Below are 18,928 nucleotides of genomic sequence, written 5' to 3'. Positions count from 1 at the left end.
CAGTGCACTGCAGTTGTGTACTTTCGTGCGCGCCGGAAGCAGGTGCTGCTTAGAAGTGGCGTCCCACGTGAGCTTCGTCGCGCATGCGCTTGACCATGTGTGGGTAGTGCAGCTCGAACGCTGGGCGCTCGGAGCGGATACGTGGCATGGAGGTGAAGTTGTGGCGTGGAGGAGGGCAAGACGTTGCCCACTCCAGGGAGTTGCCGTAGCCCCATGGATCGTCCACGGTGACAACCTCGCCGTAGCGGTAGGACTTGAACACGTTCCAGAGGAATGGCAGCACGGAGATTGCCAGGATCAAGGTACCGATGGTGGATACCTGGTTGTAGATGGTGAAGCCATCCGTTGGCAGGTAGTCCGCGTAGCGGCGTGGCATGCCCTTGTTACCAACCCAGTGCTGGATCAGGAACGTGGTGTGGAAGCCGATCGTGGTCAGCCAGAAGTGCAGCTTGCCCAACTTCTCGTCCAGCATGCGGCCGGTCATCTTCGGGAACCAGAAGTAGATTCCGGCGAAGGATGCGAAGGTCACGGTACCGAACAGGGTGTAGTGGAAGTGAGCCACCACGAAGTAGGTGTCAGAGACGTGGAAGTCCAGCGCTGGGGAAGCCAGCATGACACCGGTCAGACCACCGAAGAGGAAGGTAGCGAAGAAGCCGATGGAGAAGATCATCGGAGTCTCGAAGGTCAAGCGACCCTTCCACATGGTGCCCAGCCAGTTGAAGAACTTCATGCCGGTTGGCACGGCGATCAGATAGGTCATGAACGCGAAGAATGGAAGCATCACGGCGCCGGTCACGAACATGTGGTGAGCCCACACGGCCATGGACAGTGCAGCGATGGACAGCGTTGCGAAGACCAGACCCACGTAGCCGAACATTGGCTTCCGGGAGAACACTGGGAAGATCTCGGAGACAATGCCGAAGAATGGCAGAGCCAAGATGTAAACCTCAGGGTGTCCGAAGAACCAGAACAGGTGCTGCCACAGGATGGCGCCGCCGTTGGCGCTGTCGAAGATGTGGCCACCGAGCTTGCGGTCGTAGTACACGCCCAGGGCAGCTGCGGTCAGCAGTGGGAAGATGAGCAGAACCAGCAGGGAGGTCACCAGGATGTTCCAGGTGAAGATCGGCATGCGGAACATGGTCATACCCGGTGCACGCAGACACAGGATGGTGGTGATCATGTTGACTGCAGAGGCAATGGTACCCACGCCGCCGACACCCACGCCGAGGATCCAGAGGTCAGAACCCACACCTGGGGAGTTAATGGCGTTAGCCAGCGGCTGGTACATGGTCCAGCCGAAGTCAGCCGCACCACCTGGGGTGAGGAAGCCGGTCAGCATGATGACACCACCGGCGGTGGTCAGCCAGAAGCCGAATGCGTTCAGACGTGGGAACGCCACGTCTGGGGCACCGATCTGCAGCGGCATCACGTAGTTAGCGAAGCCGAACACCATCGGGGATCCGTACAGCAGCAGCATGATGGTGCCGTGCATGGTGAACAGCTGGTTGAACTGCTCGTTAGACAGGAACTGAAGTCCTGGCTTAAACAGCTCGAGGCGCATGAGCAGGGCCATCAGGCCACCGATCATGAAGAAGCTGAAGGACATCATCATGTACATGATGCCCAGCTGCTTGTGGTCGGTCGTGGTCAGCATCAGCCATGCTTTGCTGCCCCGTCGACCTTGCTCGTTGAGCGGCGCCGGGCGGCTCGGAGCGACCTCGTGGGTCTCCCGTGGCGCTACTGCGGTCATTGGTTCCTCCTGACTACGCAATGATGTACTCGTCTTGCACATCATCAATTTTTTTTCTCTGCTGCTCAGAGGGCATTGATCGTCACGCATGTCCTTCTGAGGGCAGGAACATCTTCATCGTAATGGCTGGCAGCAGATTTCAATAGTCTGGCAGCGGCCTGTGTGAATGTTTTGTTCTTTTTGGGGGTGCTTAAAAAGCCCAGTCGTCGTCAGTCGTATTTTCCGCCTTGCCGATCACGTAGGAAGAGCCGGAGCCGGAGAAGAAGTCGTGGTTTTCGTCGCCACCAGGGTTCAGCGCGGACAGGATCGCCGGGGAAACGCGGGTCTCTTCGGCTGGGAACAGCCCTTCGTAACCCAGGTTGTTCAGAGCCTTGTTCGCGTTGTAGCGCAGGAAGCGCTTGACGTCCTCAGACCATCCCAAGTCGTCGTAGAGGTCCTCGGTGTACTGGGCTTCGTTGTCGTAGAGGTCAAACATCAGCTCGAAGGTGTGATCCTTGAGCTCCTGCTGGCGCTCTGGGGTCTCCTGCTCGAGCGCACGCTGGTACTTGTAGCCGATGTAGTAACCGTGCACGGACTCATCACGGATGATCAAGCGGATGATGTCTGCCGTGTTAGTCAGCTTCGCGTGGGAGGACCAGTACATCGGCAGATAGAAGCCGGAGTAGAACAGGAAGCTTTCCAGCAGCACGGAGGCAATCTTGCGCTTGAGCGGATCGTTGCCCTCGTAGAAGCCGAGGATGATGTCTGCCTTCTTCTGCAGCTTGTCGTTTTCCTCGGACCAGCGGAATGCGTCGTTGATCTCCGGGGTACTGGCCAGCGTCATGAAGATGGAAGAATAGGACTTCGCGTGCACGCTCTCCATGAAGGAGATATTGGTGAACACGGCTTCCTCGTGCATGGTCTGCGAGTCTTCAATGAGCTTGACCGCGCCCACGGTGCCTTGGATGGTGTCCAGCATGGTCAGGCCGGTGAACACGCGCATCGTGGTCTGTCGTTCGATGTCGTTGAGCGTGTGCCAGCTCTGCACGTCATTGGACAGCGGCACCTTTTCTGGCAGCCAGAAGTTGGCGGTCAACCGATCCCAGACCTCGAGGTCCTTGTCATCGGTGATGGCGTTCCAGTTGATGGCTGATACTGGGCTGCCAACCTCGTGGTGCGCAGGCGACTTCGGAGCATGATCGCTCATTGAAAAACCCCTTATTTTCTACCGCGCTAAATCTTGACGGTTTGCGCAGTTGAAGTACTTATTTTGTGTAATTTACCTTCATGGCATTGCAGCCTGTTCAGGCACTGGGAGCCATGTTACCTGTTGGTCTAGGGCGTCACCTATGCTGTCCGTCACCTCTTTGCTGCCCGACGCCAAACCCCTCCCTCACCAGCTTTTTCTACCCACTCCGGTTGGTTATATTTCCATTAATTGATCGCGCCTATCCTTGCCTTACCTTTCATTAGGCAAGGCTAGTAATCCTAGCGCAGCTGGAATTTTGCTCTTAAACTTCATGGCATGGCTATCAACGAGAAGTTTTCCGAGCAACTGAACCACCAAGTAAACGCTGAGCACCAGGCAGCGTTGATTTACACCCAGCTGGCTTACGAGCTGGATCAGCTGAGCCTTGTCGGCATGCGCGACTGGATGTTCGCCCAGGCTGCTGAAGAGCGTGAGCACGCACAGAAGTTCGCGGATCACCTGCTGGATCGCGGCGAGCGCGTCCTGCTCAAGGAGATCGACGTTCCTGAGCTGAAGGTAGGATCCGCACTGGAGGCTTTCGAGCACTCACTGTCTCACGAGCGCAAGGTCTCTGAGATGATCCGCGAGCTGGTCCGCACTGCTGATCAGGTCGGCGATATCGATTCTCGCTCCGTGCTGAACTGGTTCCTCTCCGAGCAGATCGAAGAAGAGGCTTCTGTCGAGGAGATCATCGAGCGCATCAAGCTGGTCGGCAACGATGGCGCTGGTCTGCTGCGCATCGATGGTGAGCTGGGACAGCGCGACCCAGAGTAAAAAAAACTGCTTCAGAGCTGCAATGCTCTGAAGCTCTTCACCACAAGTAGTGCACCGCACACTAACCACCCCATTAAAAAGGCCGGGTCCGGAAGAAAACTTCCGGGCCCGGCCTTTTAGCTGCCGTTACAGCATGCAGCTCACGCAACCCTCAACTTCAGTACCCATCAGCGCGGTCTGGCGCAGACGGATGTAGTAGATGGTCTTGATGCCCTTGCGCCATGCGTAGATCTGCGCACGGTTGATATCGCGGGTAGTGGCGGTGTCCTTGAAGAACAGGGTCAGGGACAGTCCCTGGTCCACGTACTTAGTTGCCACCGCGTATGTGTCGATGATCTTTTCGTAGCCGATCTCGTAGGCATCCTCGTAGTACTCGAGGTTGTCGTTCGTCATGTACGGCGCTGGGTAGTACACGCGGCCGATCTTGCCTTCCTTGCGGATTTCAATGCGGGAGGCGATCGGGTGAATCGAGGAGGTCGAGTTGTTGATGTAGGAGATCGATCCTGTGGGAGGAACGGCCTGCAGGTTCCGGTTGTAGAGGCCGTGCTCCTGCACGGATGCGCGCAGCTCGTCCCATTCCTTCTGGGTAGGGATCTGCACGGAGGAGTTGTCAAACAGTTCCTTGACCCGCTGCGTGGTGGGCTGGAATTCCTCCACGTTGTAGCGGTCGAAGAACTCGCCAGTGGCGTACTCGGAGTTTTCGAAGCCGTTGAACTTCTCGCCGCGTTCCTTAGCGATGGCGTTGGAGGACTTGATGGCCTCGAACATCACGGCGGCGAAGTACACGTTGGTGAAGTCCAGCGCCTCTTCGGAGCCGTAGTGAATGTGCTCGCGTCCCAGGTAGCCGTGCAGGTTCATCTGGCCCAGGCCGATGGCGTGAGAGTTGTCATTGCCCTGGCGAATGGACGGCACGGAATCGATGCTCGTCTGGTCTGCCACGGCGGTCAATCCACGGATGGCGGTATCGATGGTGCGGGAGAAGTCCTCGGAATCCATCGCGCGGGCGATATTCATGGAGCCCAGGTTGCAGGAGATGTCGTCGCCCACGGTGTCGTAGGTGAGGTCGTCATTGAATACGGACGGGGTAGAGACCTGCAGGATCTCGGAGCACAGGTTGGAGTGCGTGATGCGCCCCTCGATGGGGTTCGCGCGGTTCACGGTGTCCTCGAACATGATGTACGGGTAACCGGACTCGAACTGGATCTCGGCGAGCGTCTGGAAGAACTGACGCGCGTTGATCTTCTTCTTGGAGATGCGTGGGTCTTCCACCATCTCGTCGTAGTGCTCGGTCACGGAAACGTCCGCGAAAGGCTTGCCGTAGATGCGCTCTACGTCGTATGGGGAGAACAGGTACATGTCGTCGTTACGGCGGGCCAGTTCAAAGGTGATGTCCGGAATAACCACGCCCAGAGAAAGCGTCTTGATGCGGATCTTCTCATCCGCATTCTCGCGCTTGGTATCCAGGAAACGCAGGATGTCCGGGTGGTGGGCGTGCAAATAGACAGCACCTGCACCCTGGCGCGCACCCAGCTGATTGGCGTAGCTGAAGGCATCTTCCAGCAGCTTCATCACGGGGATCACGCCGGAGGACTGATTTTCGATGTGCTTGATCGGCGCGCCGTGCTCACGCACGTTGCTCAGCAGCAGCGCCACACCACCGCCGCGCTTGGACAGCTGCAGCGCGGAGTTGATGGAACGGCCGATGGATTCCATGTTGTCTTCGATACGCAGCAGGAAGCAGGACACGGGCTCACCGCGCTGGGCCTTGCCGATATTGAGGAAGGTCGGGGTGGCGGGCTGGAAGCGTCCGTCCATGACCTCGTCCACCAGGGCCTCAGCCAGCGTGCGGTCGCCGTCGGCCAGTCCCAGTGCCACCATGGACACACGATCTTCAAAGCGCTCCAGGTAACGGCGGCCATCGAAGGTCTTCAGGGTGTACGAGGTGTAGTACTTGTACGCACCGAGGAAGCTCTGGAAGCGGAACTTCTTGGCGTAGGCGCGCTTGAACAGGGACTTAATGAAGGCGAAATCGTACTTCTCCAGCACTGCTGGGTCGTAGTACTTGTTTTCCAGCAGGTAGTCGATCTTTTCTTCCAGGTCGTGGAAGTAGACCGTGTTCTGGTTGACGTGCTGAAGGAAGAACTGGTTGGCCGCCTCGCGGTCCTTATCAAACTGGATGTTGCCCTGATCGTCGTACAGGTTCAGCATCGCGTTGAGGGCGTGGAAGTCTAGTTGATCTGCCTGGCTAACGGGCTCTGCCACGTTCTTGCCAAGTTCGGTCGTGCTGGTCATCGGCCTTGCTCTTTCCTGATTGTTTTCTTGCCTGGTCACCACGTGGGTGGCTGGCGGGTGCTGTCTTTTTGTGTCCGTGTTAGCGAGCGCGGTGTGCGCGTGGCCCCGATGGCATACCTATGTCATGCTACGGATTCCCATCGCCCGTTGTGCCTTAACGTGCGCTCAAATTCTTCGAGCCCCTCTTGAACTCGACGAACGTCGTGGTCGGTGCCCATGAGCTCAAATCTGTAGAGGTATGGCACCCCACATTTGGCCGCCACGATGTCTCCAGCCTTGCAGAAATCTGGTCCGAAGTTGAGGTTGCCCGAGGCGACAACTCCCCGCAATAGTGAGCGGTTCTGCTCGTTGTTGAGGAATTTGATCACTTGTTTAGGTACGGGCCGGCTGTAATCACCGGTCATGCCCGCTCCTCCGCCGTAGGTGGGGACGATCAGCACGTGGGGCTGGTCTACCACCAGTTCGCCTTCGGACTTTCGCAGTGGGATCCGGCGGGATTCCACGTCTAGTTTTTGGACGAATCGGTGGGTGTTGAGCGAGGTGGAGGAGAAATATGTCACCAACATGGTTGTTCTACGTCCTTTCCTTTTCGACGCCAAACTCGTCAATATCTGCACTCTCCCCATCGTCTGCAGCAATGGGCTGATCTGGTGTCCACGTGAGAAAGCGCGGTACGAGGGCTACGGCGATGAGCGTGCCGATGATCACCAGCACTCCCCCGGCTGCGGTGACCGTGCCCGCGCTGAAACGCGTGCCCGCCGCGCCGTGGACGATGTCTGCCAAGCGTGGGCCACCTACCACCACAACGATGAACACTCCTTGCAAGCGGCCGCGCATGGAATCCGTGACTCCCTCTTGCAGCATGGTGGAGCGCAGGACGGCGCTGAACATGTCTGCGGTGCCACCCACGGCGAAGGCGAGGAACGCGATCCACGCCCATAGGCCGATTGTGCCGTCGGCCTGGGACACCGCCAGTCCCATCACCACGATGGCGGCGCCCCACACCAGGATCGCCAACGTCACGCCCAACCCGCGCCGTGCGATGGCGGTGACGCGCCCGGAGAACACGCCGCCCAGCACAGCACCGATGGGCAGTGCTGCGAACAGCAGGGCGTACATGAGTCCGCCGTCTGTGCCTTCGCCGAAGTCCACGTGGGACATCTGCGGAATCAGTGCGCGCGGGGAGCCGAAGATCATCGCGATCAGATCCACGACAAAAGTCATGAGAATAATCGGCTGGGTCAGCAGGAATGCGAAACCTTCGGCTACGGAGCGGAAGCCGGGGCGCTGAGTGGTGGCGTCGGAAGAAGAGGAATCAGGGCGCAACGAAGGCAGACGGTGCACGGCCCACAGGGTGGCGAACAGAGCGAGGAAATCCAGGAAGTAGAGCCAGGAAAAGCCCAGTACGGGGATCAACGCGCCGCCGACGAGGGGTCCCACGATCGCGCCGAGCTGCATAACCGTCATGTTGAGGCTGACGGCCGCGGCGATGTTCTCCTTGCCCACCAGCTTGGGGATGATCGCGGTGCGGGTGGGCTGGTTGATCGCGAAGAAGGCCTGCTGCACAGCGAACAGGCTCAGGATGAGCCACACGTTGTTTAGACCCATTGCGGCCTGTGCCCAGAACCCAGCGGCGGAGACGATCATGCCGATGGTGGTGATATGCAGAAGGATGCGCCTATCCATCGCATCCGCGAGTGCGCCGCCATAGAGGCCAAAAATGACGAGCGGCACGAGGCCGAACAAGCCGGACAAACCGACATAACCGGAGCTGCCAGTGACGGCGTAAATCTGGGCGGGAACGGCGAGGATGTTGAGCTGTGCGCCGATGACAGTGACGATGTTAGCTAGCCAGAGATGGCGGAAATCATCGTGCTTCAGCGGGGCGGTATCCGCCATCAGCGAGCGCAAAGCCATGAGACATTCCTTTAAGCGACCATAAGAAAAGCCAGCCGGATTGAGCAGAGATACCGACTGGAAAGAGCGCTGTAAATTAGCGCGAAAGATGCGGCAACGTGGTGTGCCGCCGCCCGCACTTTTGTAGCGCGGTGCGAGCTAGTTACGCAGCTGCAGAAGAAAGCTCGCGGATGCGGTCTGGGCGGTAGCCCGACCAGTTGTCCTCGCCGGCAACCACAACAGGTGCCTGCAGGTGACCCATGGCCATGACGTAATCGCGCGCGTCATCATCCAGGCTGATGTCCACCATGGTGTACTCCAAGCCGGCCTTATCGAGAGCGCGCTTGGTAGCGGTGCACTGAACGCAAGCTGGTTTGGTGTAAAGGGTGATCATTCTGCTGCTCCTTGGGAAGATCCGGCGTTTCGCCGGATGAAGTGTGGCGGTTCAGACGCGGGCGCTAGGGCTGTTAGCGGTGAGCTCCTATGTCCGCGTGACTTGTCTGAGATTACACATCACACCGCTGTGACACAACCCGAAAAAACACAATATTTTGGGCAGTTGCATGCATGTAAGCACTACATATAGTGGTTTTAAGGAGCGAACCTGCAGGTGGTCGAAAACCCTGCCACTAGATATTGGTCGCTAAAAAAAACATTCTTGTAATTTCAACCGCGTTGCCCGTGCGTTGCCCACCGTATGAGACAGCGCAGTTCAGGGGCCCCAAAAAACTCTAGAAGGCGAACTGCTCCAGGATTACAGCAATAAAGCCCAGATACCACGCCACCAGAATCACCGTCGCAGGCATCACAACCCCGGCAGCAGACGCGCCGTCACGCCTTTTTCGGCCCTGGCTGATGATGTGTGCCACCGTCATGACGAACAGCGGGAGCATCACGGACCACACCACCATGCAGTACGGACACAAAGCCACGATCTCGTAAATCGCCGCATAAGCCAGGTAGTGCACGAACAGCACGCCGAGCCCCAACCCCGCAGCCGTGGAGTACCAGATCCATCGTGGCAGCGTCACGCCACTAGCAATCAACACGCCGAGAGTCATCACCACGGGAAACCCGATCATCCCCAGGAAGGGATTAGGAAAACCAAACGCCGAGGCTTGATCCGACTGCATCACATCCGTACAAGAAATCACCTCGTTGAGCGTGCAGGCGGGGCTGAAGCTGGCATCCAGCATCAGCTGGATCTTGTCGTACATAATCAGTGTGGAGAACCCCAGCCCGATCGTCGCCAGTACCAACATGGCGATTCCAAAAGCTCTACTGGCGGGCATAGTCTTCATGGCGGGCACTCCCTAGAGGCAACAATCGAGGCAATTTAAGACGCGTGGTCTCAATTCATCCTATCGCGAGAAACTTTCCCCACATACGCCAAACCCCTCGCCACACAGAATGTGACGAGGGGCTCAGTGAGCGTAGGAACCTACGCGGGCACGAGGGTCTTAGCCCTGACGAGCCTTGAAACGTGGGTCCTTCTTGTTGATCACGAAGACCTTACCGTGGCGACGCACAACCTGGGCACCCGGCTTGTTCTTTAGCGACCGAAGCGACTTACGAACCTTCATCGGGCGCTCCTTTCTTCATCGGCGACTTTTTAGCTGGTCAACGGAGCAGTTACACCGTCAGTTTCCAGCGACCCGGTGGCACCTTCCACGCACCGGGCACAAACACAAGGGTTGAGTTTACCCACATTCCGCCCTTGAACCAAATGCTTGCTGACCCCAGCACTACAACCGCGCATCGCGCTACCATCAAACCATGACTTCCCTGCACAACCGCATTATCAATGAACTCGGCGCGCAGCCGTCCATCGACCCCGCCGACGAGGCCGAACGCCGCATCTCCTTCATCGCGGATTACCTCAAATCCACCGGCGCCCGCGCCTTGGTGCTGGGCATTTCGGGAGGGCAAGATTCCACTCTGGCTGGTCGTCTCTGCCAGCTTGCGGTGGAACGTCTAAATTCCTCTGAGACCGACGCCACCTCCGTCTCCCCCGCCGTAGCGAACACTGCCATTGACACTCGCTACCGCTTTATCGCGGTACGCCTCCCCTATGGCGTGCAGGCTGACGAAGACGATGCACAGATTGCGCTGAAGTTCATCGAGCCTTCGCAGTCCGTGGTGGTCAACATCAAGGAAGCTACTGACGCGGCAGCAGCGGCGGTGACCCTGGCAATGGATATTGAGGAAGTCTCAGACTTCAACAAGGGAAACATCAAGGCTCGACAGCGCATGGTGGCACAGTACGCCATTGCCGGGGAAGTCGGTGGGCTTGTCGTCGGCACGGATCACGCAGCTGAGGCAGTGACGGGTTTCTATACGAAGCACGGCGATGGTGCGGCGGACCTCGTTCCCTTGGCCGGTCTGACGAAGAACCAGGGTGCGGCCATTCTGGAGTACCTGGGCGCGCCGGAATCCACGTGGAAGAAGGTGCCCACCGCGGATCTGGAGGAGGACCGTCCGGCGCTGGCGGATGAACAGGCGCTCGGCGTGACCTACCGCGATATCGACGGCTACCTGCAGAGCACACACAACGGAGATGACGTGCCGAAGGAATCCGCGCAGCGCATCGAAGACCTCTGGTTCCGCAGTAGGCACAAGCGCGCGCTGCCCGCCACCCCTGATGACCAGTGGTGGTTGGAGACCAAGCACTCGCTGGGCAACTAGGTCACGCTGTGAGCCGTAACCAAAGCAGCCGGATGATCCTGCAGAACCAAGCTGCCTAGCAAAGGGTCAACGGTGGCAGCTGCCATTTCACGAGGGACTGGCACAAGTATCGGCGCCATCATGGGTTGAGACACTTACCAATCAGCTCCCAATACTGAGAACTAATGTCGCATCCAGAGGTTTCGCAAAATCTATTTCCAAGTTTTAAACGAAAGGAAACTTTGCCTCGGGCATTCATGCACCGCAAACGTGAGACCAATTCTTAACTAACGTTTCCTCGAATTCACCTTATGACACTGAAAAACCCCGCCTCCAAGGGCGGGGTCTTTCTATCCCATGAATGCTGGGATTTTTCGAGGCTTAGACAAACAAGCCAGCGACAGCCGAGACGAAGCCGGTGAGGCCTCCGGAAACCAGGCCAACCAGGGTGCTCAGGAAGGTTGCAAAAATGTCGATCATGACAGATCCTCTCTCTTGGTGGCGCCTTGGGGACAGTGGGTGTTGTTTTCGGCGCCGTTACTTAAACAATCGTCAGGCTCCCCACTTAGTTACACCGGGGGGAGAAACTACCCCGCCCCAAAACGCATGTTCTCTTCCCTCAGTGAGCCCCACCTGTCGTTTCCGGCGCCACCCCGCACATCTATAGATACCCCCGCCAATCCTGGTTCAGCACGGGGAGATATGCACTGGAGTGAAACTTTATAATAACTACATCGCAAGCATCAAACAGGTTGAGCAATCCCCTGCGCGCTCGAACAGCCCCCTAAGGCAAACCCTTCGCGGCAAATTGGGAACCTCAGTTCAACAACCTCCACCATTGCAAAATTGAAAATTCCTAGCCTTTGAACCGCTGCACTGCCAAGCAAAAATCACTCTCATGAGGTGCAAAAAAGGCATAAAAAACCCGGCCGCCGTAGCGGCCGGGTTTAGACGTTTAGAACTTAAAACGTCAGGTCAGGCTCGTCTTAGTTGAACAGACCAGCAACAGCCTCGACGAAGCCGGTGATGCCGCCGGAGAGCAGGGAGACGATGGTGGATGCAAAAGTAGCGAAGATCTCGATCATGAGATAATCCTTTCAGTTAGCGGCGCCGCGGGGACAATGTTTTGGTGTCGGCGCCTTCACGTAGACAATCGTTCGCGTCTGGCATTAGTTACACGCGCCGGAAAATCAACCCCGCCTGCGTATAACGTTTTGTGATTTATACATGCGCTCACCACCATTTTTACACTGTTGCGAAACCACCGAAAATTACCCCCGTTGGCGCCTGAGCGATCCTCGTTGATCCCCTCGATGCCTGCACCCTCACAATCAACGATGTCGTCACTGATCTGCTGTCGGTTCAAGACCATGAGGTCATGACCCGCAGACTCCGGTTGGCTGAGCACTTCCACCTTGAAGTACCTATCGCCTTGCTGAACCTGGCGCCCTCCGAACGCCGGGATGGCACATTCCACATGGCGAGACCACACAATGAAAGTGTTTTTCCCCTGCGATATCGATTTGTAGAACGCAGGTAGCCATACCTAGTGCCTCATCTTCGCCTCTGACCAACCGAGCCTCGTTTCCCAACTGCTCACATTCTCGGCGCACACCACACCAATACCCTCAGAGGTAGCAACACCCATTATGGTTCCCCCGCGGTCACTATATCGATGCCATTGCTTGGCGATAGCAAAGTTTGAGCACCTAGCTGCACCAACACCGGTTTCAATCCCCCGGAAATTTACGCTTCCCCAGCCCCGCATCAAAACAAGAGAAAACCCGGTCAAAAGACCGGGTTGAAATTCTTTCCGTGGAGCTAAGGGGACTCGAACCCCTGACCCCCACACTGCCAGTGTGGTGCGCTACCAGCTGCGCCATAGCCCCGTACATTTCGGCTGATTATCAAGCCCAAAGACCCGAATCTCAACTGCGAATTGAACGTCCTTAAAGCTACCCGAACAGCTTGCAGCCAAACAAATCGCCAGTTCGCAAGGGGTTGTGGGGAGCATGGCGTCGGGCAAAAAGAAACCCAGCCGCCTCACTGCGACTGGGCACCTCAACGTCAGGAATTCACAGAGGCTACTTCACCACGTCCGGAACCCAGGACTGCACCTTGTTGTCCGATCCCTTCTTCAGCTCTACCCGCTTGCCGTCTGCGTAAACCAACGGAGAAGATACGGAGCCTTCGCGCTCGGTCAGGTCATCGGCGTTGGCCTTGACCACGGGAAGCACGGCATCCTGAACCTCACCACTGGAGATGGAATCAATCACAGACTGGTCCAGGTCGTACGCCTGCAGAGCCTGACCAAACTCCTCGTAATCCCACTTGCGGGCAACCTCAGTCTGGTTAGTCAGGAACTCGCTGTGAGCGTTCCAAAAAGCCTTCGCATTGCCAGTCTCAGCAACTGCCAGGGCCACAGCCGCACCGCGGGTAGAAGAACCGGTGGCCTCGCCGTCCAAGAAGTTCAGGAAGTTGAACTTGATCTTGACCTTGCCCTCGTTCAGAGCCTGCAGAGAATCCTCGTGATCCGCTTCCGCCAGCTCAGCACAGTGAGGGCAGCTGAAGTCCTCGAAGATCTCCACCACGGGAGCGTCCTCCTTCAGGTCCTGGGAAGCCAACACCACGGAGTTACCCTCGCGCGCCACAGTGAAGTTCACATCTTCCTGCGGCATCTCAGCTGCCAGCTGATCCCCACCGGTGTTGTTACGCACCACCAGGAAAACTACTACTGCGGCAATCGCGAGAATCGCGACGATAATCCATAAAAAGCCACTTCCACCTTTAGAGTTTGGGGCTTTGATCTTCTGGCTCACAGACGTGAATCCTTTCAGGAGTTGTCAGCAACGTGCACCGCTCGCGCACGATTTTGCGCGCGACGCGCATGATAATGAATCAACCCTAACCCTTGAAGGGGCCTTGTCTCCAATGACTTCCCCGGTCAGAGCCCAATTGCCAGCAAACTGTTAGGCCATCACTTGGTCAATCACAGCCTGAGCTTCCTCAAGCACGCGTTGCAAATGTTCTTTGCCCTTGAAGGACTCCGCGTAAATCTTGTACTTGTCCTCGGTGCCCGATGGGCGAGCCGCGAACCACGCATTGTCCGTGGTTACCTTCAGGCCGCCGATGGCAGCACCGTTACTTGGTGCCTCCGTGAGAATGGCAGTGATGGGTTCACCTGCCAGTTCCTCGGCCGTCACATCAGCAGCGGAGAGCTTCTTCAGCGTCTCGCGCTGCTCGCGATCCGCAGGCGCATCGATGCGGGAGTAAACCGGCGCACCGTACTTCTCCTCCAGCTCCGCGTATCGCTGGGATGGAGTCTTGCCCGTCACCGCGAGGATCTCCGCGGCCAACAAGTCCGCGATAATGCCGTCCTTATCGGTAGACCACACCGTGCCGTCCCTGCGCAGGAAGGATGCCCCGGCGGATTCCTCACCACCGAAGCCCACGCTGCCGTTGACCAGCCCGGGCACGAACCACTTGAATCCCACCGGCACCTCGTTGAGCGTGCGCCCCAGGCCGTCCACCACGCGGTCGATCATCGTGGAGCTGACCAGAGTCTTGCCCACAGCTGCTTCTGCCGGCCACTGCTCGCGGTGCGAGAACAAGTAGTCCACAGCCACAGCCAGGTAGTGGTTCGGGTTCATCAAGCCGGCATCCGGGGTGACGATGCCGTGGCGGTCAGAGTCTGCGTCGTTACCCGTGGCGATGTCGTACGAGCTGGCCCCGTGCCCCGCCACCGCGCTGACCAAGCTCGCCATAGCCGAAGGAGAAGAGCAGTCCATGCGGATCTTGCCGTCCGAATCCAAAGTCATGAAGCCAAAAGCGGGGTCCACCTGGTCATTGACCACCGTCAGGTCCAGGTTGTGCACCTCGGCGATGCGCGCCCAATACGCCACAGAAGCACCGCCCATCGGATCGGCACCGATACGCACGCCCGCCCCCCGGATCGCGTCGATGTCGATGACCTCCGGAAGAGCGTTCACATAGGTATTGAGGAAGTCAAACTTCTCGATGCACTCGGCCTCTTCGGAGCCAGCACCAACACCGGAGCCAGCAGAATCTGCCCGTTGCACGCCCTCCAGCCCCGTATCCAGGTAGGCATTCGCCTTGTCCGCGATCCACGAGGTCACGTCTGTATCCGCAGGTCCACCCGTGGGCGGGTTGTACTTAAATCCGCCATCGCGTGGCGGGTTGTGCGACGGCGTGATCACGATGCCATCCGCGCGCCCCTGGTCCGTTCCCTCCGGTCCACCCGGCAGCCGCTTGTTGTGTTCCAGAATCGCAAAGGAGATCGCCGGGGTGGGTACAAAGCCATCCTCGGCATCCACAAAAGTGCGCACACCGTTGCCGGCCAGCACCTCCAGTGCGGTGGCATGAGCAGGTTCGGACAGCGCGTGTGGATCCCTGCCGATGAACAGAGGGCCATTAATGCCCTGTTCGCGGCGATAATCGACGATTGCTTGCGTCATCGCCAAAATATGCGCCTCATTAAACGCACCATCGAAAGAACTGCCACGGTGACCCGAGGTACCAAAGGAGACTCGCTGGCCCGCATCCGTGAGATCCGGCTGGATGCCTTTGTACGCCGCTAGGAGGGCGGGGATGTCTGTGAGGTCTTCTGGGAGGGCAGGCTGCCCGGCGCGTGGGTGCATGACGTGCTCCTTTGTTGTGGGTATGTCTCCAGCCTGCCCTAGTTTGCGGCGGGTGTCGCGGGCACTCTCCCCCAAATGCGTGCGTTGATGTGGTGTTGTTTTCTCGACGCCAACCACCTCCCCTTTTCCACCCCCTTGATCGAGAAACCACGGGGAAGTTGTCCAAATAGGTTCTCGAGGTGAGATTTTCCTAGTACGTTTTTCCCATGACTGACGTTTCATTTGCTGAAAGCCTCAATGAGAAGCTCAGCGCTATCGACTCGATTGTGTGGGGTCCGTTCCTACTCATTCCGCTGTTGCTGGGCACCGGGCTGTTCCTCACTATTCGCTTGGCCGGTATCCAATTCCGCTATCTCGCGGTTGCTCTTCGCCACGGTCTGATCGACCGCAACGACGACGGCGGCGAGGGTGACATCTCCCAGTACCAGGCTCTGACCACCGCTCTCGCTGCCACCGTGGGTGTGGGCAACATCGTGGGCGTGGCCACGGCGATTGGTGTGGGAGGACCGGGCGCTTTGTTCTGGATGTGGATCACGGGCCTGGCCGGCATGGCCTCGAAGTACAGCGAGGCATTCCTGGGTGTGCGCTTCCGCACCCGTGATTCCCGCGGCAATATCAATGGTGGTCCGCAGTACTACTTGGCCAACGGGCTGTCGAGCGGTTTCGGCAAGTTCCTCGCGTGGTTCTTCACCATCGCAGCCATCATCGCCTCCTTCGGCATCGGCAACCTCACGCAGGCCAACGCCGTGTCTGCTGGCCTGCATGACACGTTCAACATCGAGCCGTGGATCAGTGGCGTGGTGATGTTCGTGTTCGTGGGTGCAGTTCTGCTGGGTGGCGTGCAGGCCATCGGGCGCGTGACCAGTGCTTTCGTGCCGCTGATGATCATCATCTACTTGATCGGTGGATTCATCGTCCTAGGTATCCACGTCTCCAAGATCCCCTCCGCACTGGGTTTGATCTTCAGCGATGCTTTTAGCGGTACCGCTGCAGTGGGTGGCTTCTTGGGCTCCGGCATCATCATGGCGCTGCAGATGGGCGTGGCTCGCGGCATCTTCTCCAATGAGTCCGGCATGGGTTCGGCGGCTATTGCGGCTGCTGCGGCAAAGACCACGCACCCGGTCCGCCAGGGACTGGTGTCCATGACTCAGACCTTCATCGACACGATCATCGTGGTCAGCATGACTGGTCTGGTGATCGTGACCACGGGCGCGTGGGAAGAAGGCAAGGAAGCTGCGGGGACGATGACCGCCACGGCGTTTAGCACTGGCATCGGCAGCCAATGGGGCGGAACCATCGTCTCCGTATCCGTGGTGTTTTTCGCCTTCTCCACCATCTTGGGTTGGTCCTACTACGGTGAGCGCAACGCGGAGCGTGCGTTTGGCGCGTGGGCTTCGCTTCCTTACCGCATGATCTTTACCTGCGTGGTGTTCGTGGGCGCCACAACCGAGCTGGAGCTGGCGTGGACTTTCGCGGACTTGGCTAACGGCCTGATGGCGCTACCAAACTTGATTGGCCTGATCCTGCTATCCGGCCTGGTGGTTCGCGAGACCAAGGCTTACCTGGCGTTTGACCCGAAGCTGCGGGCGCGCCCGGATGACGTTCACCAATTCCTGGTGGAGACCAAGAATCCTTGGCGTACGTAGGTTTTGCTCCTGGGCTGGTTTAGTTCCTGGGCTGAGCTAGTGGCAGCGCCAAGACAAAAATGAAGGGCATCGCACAGTGTGTGCGGTGCCCCTTATTTAGGGTTGTTGGGGATTACTCAGCAGCAGGAACGTCACCGGTGGTCTCGGTAGGAACCTCGGCCGGATCCGCTCATGGCACAGTTGCACCACATCATTCGCCCCACTTTGCTCTACTCTGAACTTTATGGGCGATGCAGTTTCCTCTGACACTTACACTCCAAAACAGCGCACGCGTTACCGCCAGCGCCTGATGGGAGACCTCGAGGTTTTCGATCGCCTCCTACAGACCGCAGATTTTATCGACGAAGGCACCATCGGCTTGGAGCTGGAGCTCAACCTTGTCGATGATCAGATGCAGCCGAGCCGCAGCAGCGAGGCCGTTCTTGCCGAGCTGTCCGACGAGTACCAATCGGAAATTGGCTCGTTCAACGTCGAGCTCAACCTTCCCCCGCACACCATCAACGGCACTGGTCTCAGCCAGCTGCAGGACGAGTTAACCGCGCGGTTGGATGCAGTCAAGGACGCTGCAAGTAAGGCCGACGCAAGCGTCGCGATGATCGGCACTCTCCCCTCGTTAACCACGGAATTTCTCACCGACCCTGCATGGATGACTCGCGAGAACCGCTACCGAGCACTGAGCAACTCCGTGATCGAGGCACGCGGCGAGCTGGTGCGGATCGACATTTCACGAGACGAGCACTACCTCCACGAGTTCGAGGACATCGCTCCAGAATCCGCCTGCACCTCGATGCAGTTGCACTTGCAGGTGGCGCCGAAGCGGTTTGCGGATGCATGGAATGCGTCCCAGGCCATCGCCGGCATTCAGGTGGCAGCTAGTGCCAACTCTCCCCTGTTCGCTGGTCACCAGCTGTGGCACGAGTCCCGCGTGCCGCTGTTCTATCAAGCCATCGATACCCGCACGAATGAGCTCGTCAACCAAGGCGTGCGCCCTCGCGTATGGTTCGGCGAACGCTGGATCACCAGTGTGTTCGACTTGTTTGAGGAAAACGTCCGCTACTTCTCTCCACTCTTGCCCGAGGACCGCTCGGATGCGGGCACGCCGATTCTGGACGGCGAGAACCCCGCGTTGCATTACCTGAACTTGCAGAACGGCACGGTATGGCGCTGGAACCGTCCGATCTACGATCCGGGCACGGATCAGCCGCACATTCGTATCGAAAACCGTCTGCTGCCCGCGGGGCCCACCCCGGCGGATATCGTTGCGGATGCTGCTTTCTACTACGGCCTAGTGAAGTACTTGAGCAACCAGGCTCGACCTGTTTGGTCCCGCCTGCCATTTACTGATGCTCACGATAACTTCAACGCGGGAGCCCGTGATGGTCTGAACGCGGAGATGGTGTGGCCCACCCTGGGACGCATTCCGGTGACCAAGCTGATTTCTGAGTACCTGCTGGATCAGGCTCGTCAGGGCTTGGAAGCGCTAAATGTGGATGCGGAACTGATCGACAAGTACCTGGGCATCATCGAAGGGCGCATGCGCAATCATCAGAACGGCGCGTCTTGGCAGATCGCGGCACTACGCCAAGCAGGCGGAGAGATGACAACCCCGGACTCCCCGGAACGACGCGAAGCTATCGCCAAGGTTCTTCGGCGCTACCTCGAGCTGCAGGAAACGGGCGAGCCTGTGCACACCTGGCCCACGACGATGCAATAATCCCGGCTTCGCCCGCTCATCCCGCGCAAGCATTGCTTCGAGTCAAAAATTCCCCTCACCTGCACAAACAGGTGAGGGGAACTTTTCCTTCTGTGGAGCCGCCGGGAATTGAACCCGGCCTGCCCTCAGGTCAGAGAAGCAGAAAGTCGCATCTACCTGCCATTTCGATCACGGTGGATAAGATTCAATTCCCCCGAATCAAGGGAAAGTGTGGGCAAAATGTGGGCAGGGAACGAATCTGGAGAATCCTCGGGGAGAGAGAAGGCCTAATCGAGGCAGCCAAGGAGGATCAGGGGCGGTACCACC

General features: G+C 58.2%; 14 protein-coding genes and 1 tRNA gene. 4 read left to right on the top strand and 11 right to left on the bottom strand.

Annotated elements, in window-relative coordinates:
• Positions 1-49 precede the first annotated feature (49 nt).
• Both ctaD and nrdF read right to left on the bottom strand, forming a co-directional pair.
• Complete coding sequence (ctaD, locus tag CS919_RS08960) at positions 50-1,750, bottom strand: aa3-type cytochrome oxidase subunit I (RefSeq protein ID WP_099299147.1); 1,701 nt, start codon at positions 1,748-1,750, stop codon at positions 50-52.
• A gap of 190 nt (positions 1,751-1,940) precedes the next feature.
• Complete coding sequence (gene nrdF / locus CS919_RS08955) at positions 1,941-2,936, bottom strand: class 1b ribonucleoside-diphosphate reductase subunit beta (protein ID WP_099299146.1); 996 nt, start codon at positions 2,934-2,936, stop codon at positions 1,941-1,943.
• Between the two features lie 318 nt (positions 2,937-3,254).
• Here nrdF and CS919_RS08950 point away from each other — a divergent pair, with 318 nt between their 5' ends.
• A complete protein-coding gene (locus tag CS919_RS08950; protein ID WP_099299145.1) occupies positions 3,255-3,752 on the top strand; it encodes a ferritin in 498 nt (165 codons plus the stop codon).
• 126 nt (positions 3,753-3,878) lie between these two features.
• Here CS919_RS08950 and nrdE read toward each other — a convergent pair whose 3' ends face one another.
• The 6 genes from nrdE to ykgO all read right to left on the bottom strand — a co-directional run bounded on the left by nrdE (position 3,879) and on the right by ykgO (position 9,523).
• A complete protein-coding gene (gene nrdE, locus CS919_RS08945) occupies positions 3,879-6,044 on the bottom strand; it encodes a class 1b ribonucleoside-diphosphate reductase subunit alpha (protein WP_099299144.1) in 2,166 nt (721 codons plus the stop codon).
• Positions 6,045-6,166: 122 nt separating this feature from the next.
• Positions 6,167-6,610 (bottom strand): class Ib ribonucleoside-diphosphate reductase assembly flavoprotein NrdI, encoded by a 444-nt coding sequence (gene nrdI / locus CS919_RS08940; RefSeq protein ID WP_099299143.1) that lies wholly within the window; start codon positions 6,608-6,610, stop codon positions 6,167-6,169.
• A gap of 7 nt (positions 6,611-6,617) precedes the next feature.
• Positions 6,618-7,961 carry an MFS transporter gene (locus CS919_RS08935; RefSeq protein WP_194186656.1) on the bottom strand — a complete coding sequence of 448 codons (1,344 nt, stop codon included), beginning with the start codon at positions 7,959-7,961 and terminating at the stop codon, positions 6,618-6,620.
• 142 nt (positions 7,962-8,103) lie between these two features.
• Positions 8,104-8,334, bottom strand: coding sequence for a glutaredoxin-like protein NrdH (nrdH, locus tag CS919_RS08930; RefSeq protein WP_099299142.1), 231 nt, complete (start codon positions 8,332-8,334; stop codon positions 8,104-8,106).
• A 337-nt stretch (positions 8,335-8,671) separates the two neighbouring features.
• Positions 8,672-9,241, bottom strand: a complete 570-nt coding sequence (locus CS919_RS08925) for a vitamin K epoxide reductase family protein (protein WP_234990884.1) — start codon at positions 9,239-9,241, stop codon at positions 8,672-8,674.
• A gap of 159 nt (positions 9,242-9,400) precedes the next feature.
• Entirely contained in the window at positions 9,401-9,523 is a 123-nt protein-coding gene (gene ykgO, locus CS919_RS08920; RefSeq protein ID WP_012732041.1) for a type B 50S ribosomal protein L36, read from the bottom strand.
• Between the two features lie 193 nt (positions 9,524-9,716).
• On the opposite strand from ykgO, the gene nadE reads away from it, so the two are divergent.
• Positions 9,717-10,625 carry an NAD(+) synthase gene (gene nadE / locus CS919_RS08915; protein WP_099299140.1) on the top strand — a complete coding sequence of 303 codons (909 nt, stop codon included), beginning with the start codon at positions 9,717-9,719 and terminating at the stop codon, positions 10,623-10,625.
• Between the two features lie 1,795 nt (positions 10,626-12,420).
• Here the strand turns inward: nadE and CS919_RS08905 are convergent.
• The 3 genes from CS919_RS08905 to pgm all read right to left on the bottom strand — a co-directional run bounded on the left by CS919_RS08905 (position 12,421) and on the right by pgm (position 15,262).
• Positions 12,421-12,493: transfer RNA gene (locus tag CS919_RS08905), tRNA-Ala, on the bottom strand.
• Positions 12,494-12,688: 195 nt separating this feature from the next.
• Positions 12,689-13,423, bottom strand: coding sequence for a DsbA family protein (locus tag CS919_RS08900; protein ID WP_099299138.1), 735 nt, complete (start codon positions 13,421-13,423; stop codon positions 12,689-12,691).
• Between the two features lie 150 nt (positions 13,424-13,573).
• The gene (pgm, locus tag CS919_RS08895) at positions 13,574-15,262 is read right to left on the bottom strand and encodes a phosphoglucomutase (alpha-D-glucose-1,6-bisphosphate-dependent) (RefSeq protein WP_099299137.1); all 1,689 of its coding nucleotides are present in this window, start codon (positions 15,260-15,262) and stop codon (positions 13,574-13,576) included.
• A gap of 206 nt (positions 15,263-15,468) precedes the next feature.
• Here pgm and CS919_RS08890 point away from each other — a divergent pair, with 206 nt between their 5' ends.
• Complete coding sequence (locus tag CS919_RS08890) at positions 15,469-16,908, top strand: alanine/glycine:cation symporter family protein (RefSeq protein WP_099299136.1); 1,440 nt, start codon at positions 15,469-15,471, stop codon at positions 16,906-16,908.
• Positions 16,909-17,131: 223 nt separating this feature from the next.
• The gene (locus CS919_RS08885) at positions 17,132-18,622 is read left to right on the top strand and encodes a glutamate-cysteine ligase family protein (protein WP_099299135.1); all 1,491 of its coding nucleotides are present in this window, start codon (positions 17,132-17,134) and stop codon (positions 18,620-18,622) included.
• The last annotated feature ends 306 nt before the right edge of the window (positions 18,623-18,928 follow it).

Origin of the sequence: Corynebacterium dentalis (assembly GCF_900232865.1) — a bacterium.
In the GTDB taxonomy this organism is placed as follows: Bacteria; Actinomycetota; Actinomycetes; order Mycobacteriales; family Mycobacteriaceae; genus Corynebacterium; species Corynebacterium dentalis.
Note: the sequence above shows the minus strand (reverse complement) of the source record. Positions and strands in the feature narration are given on the sequence as shown.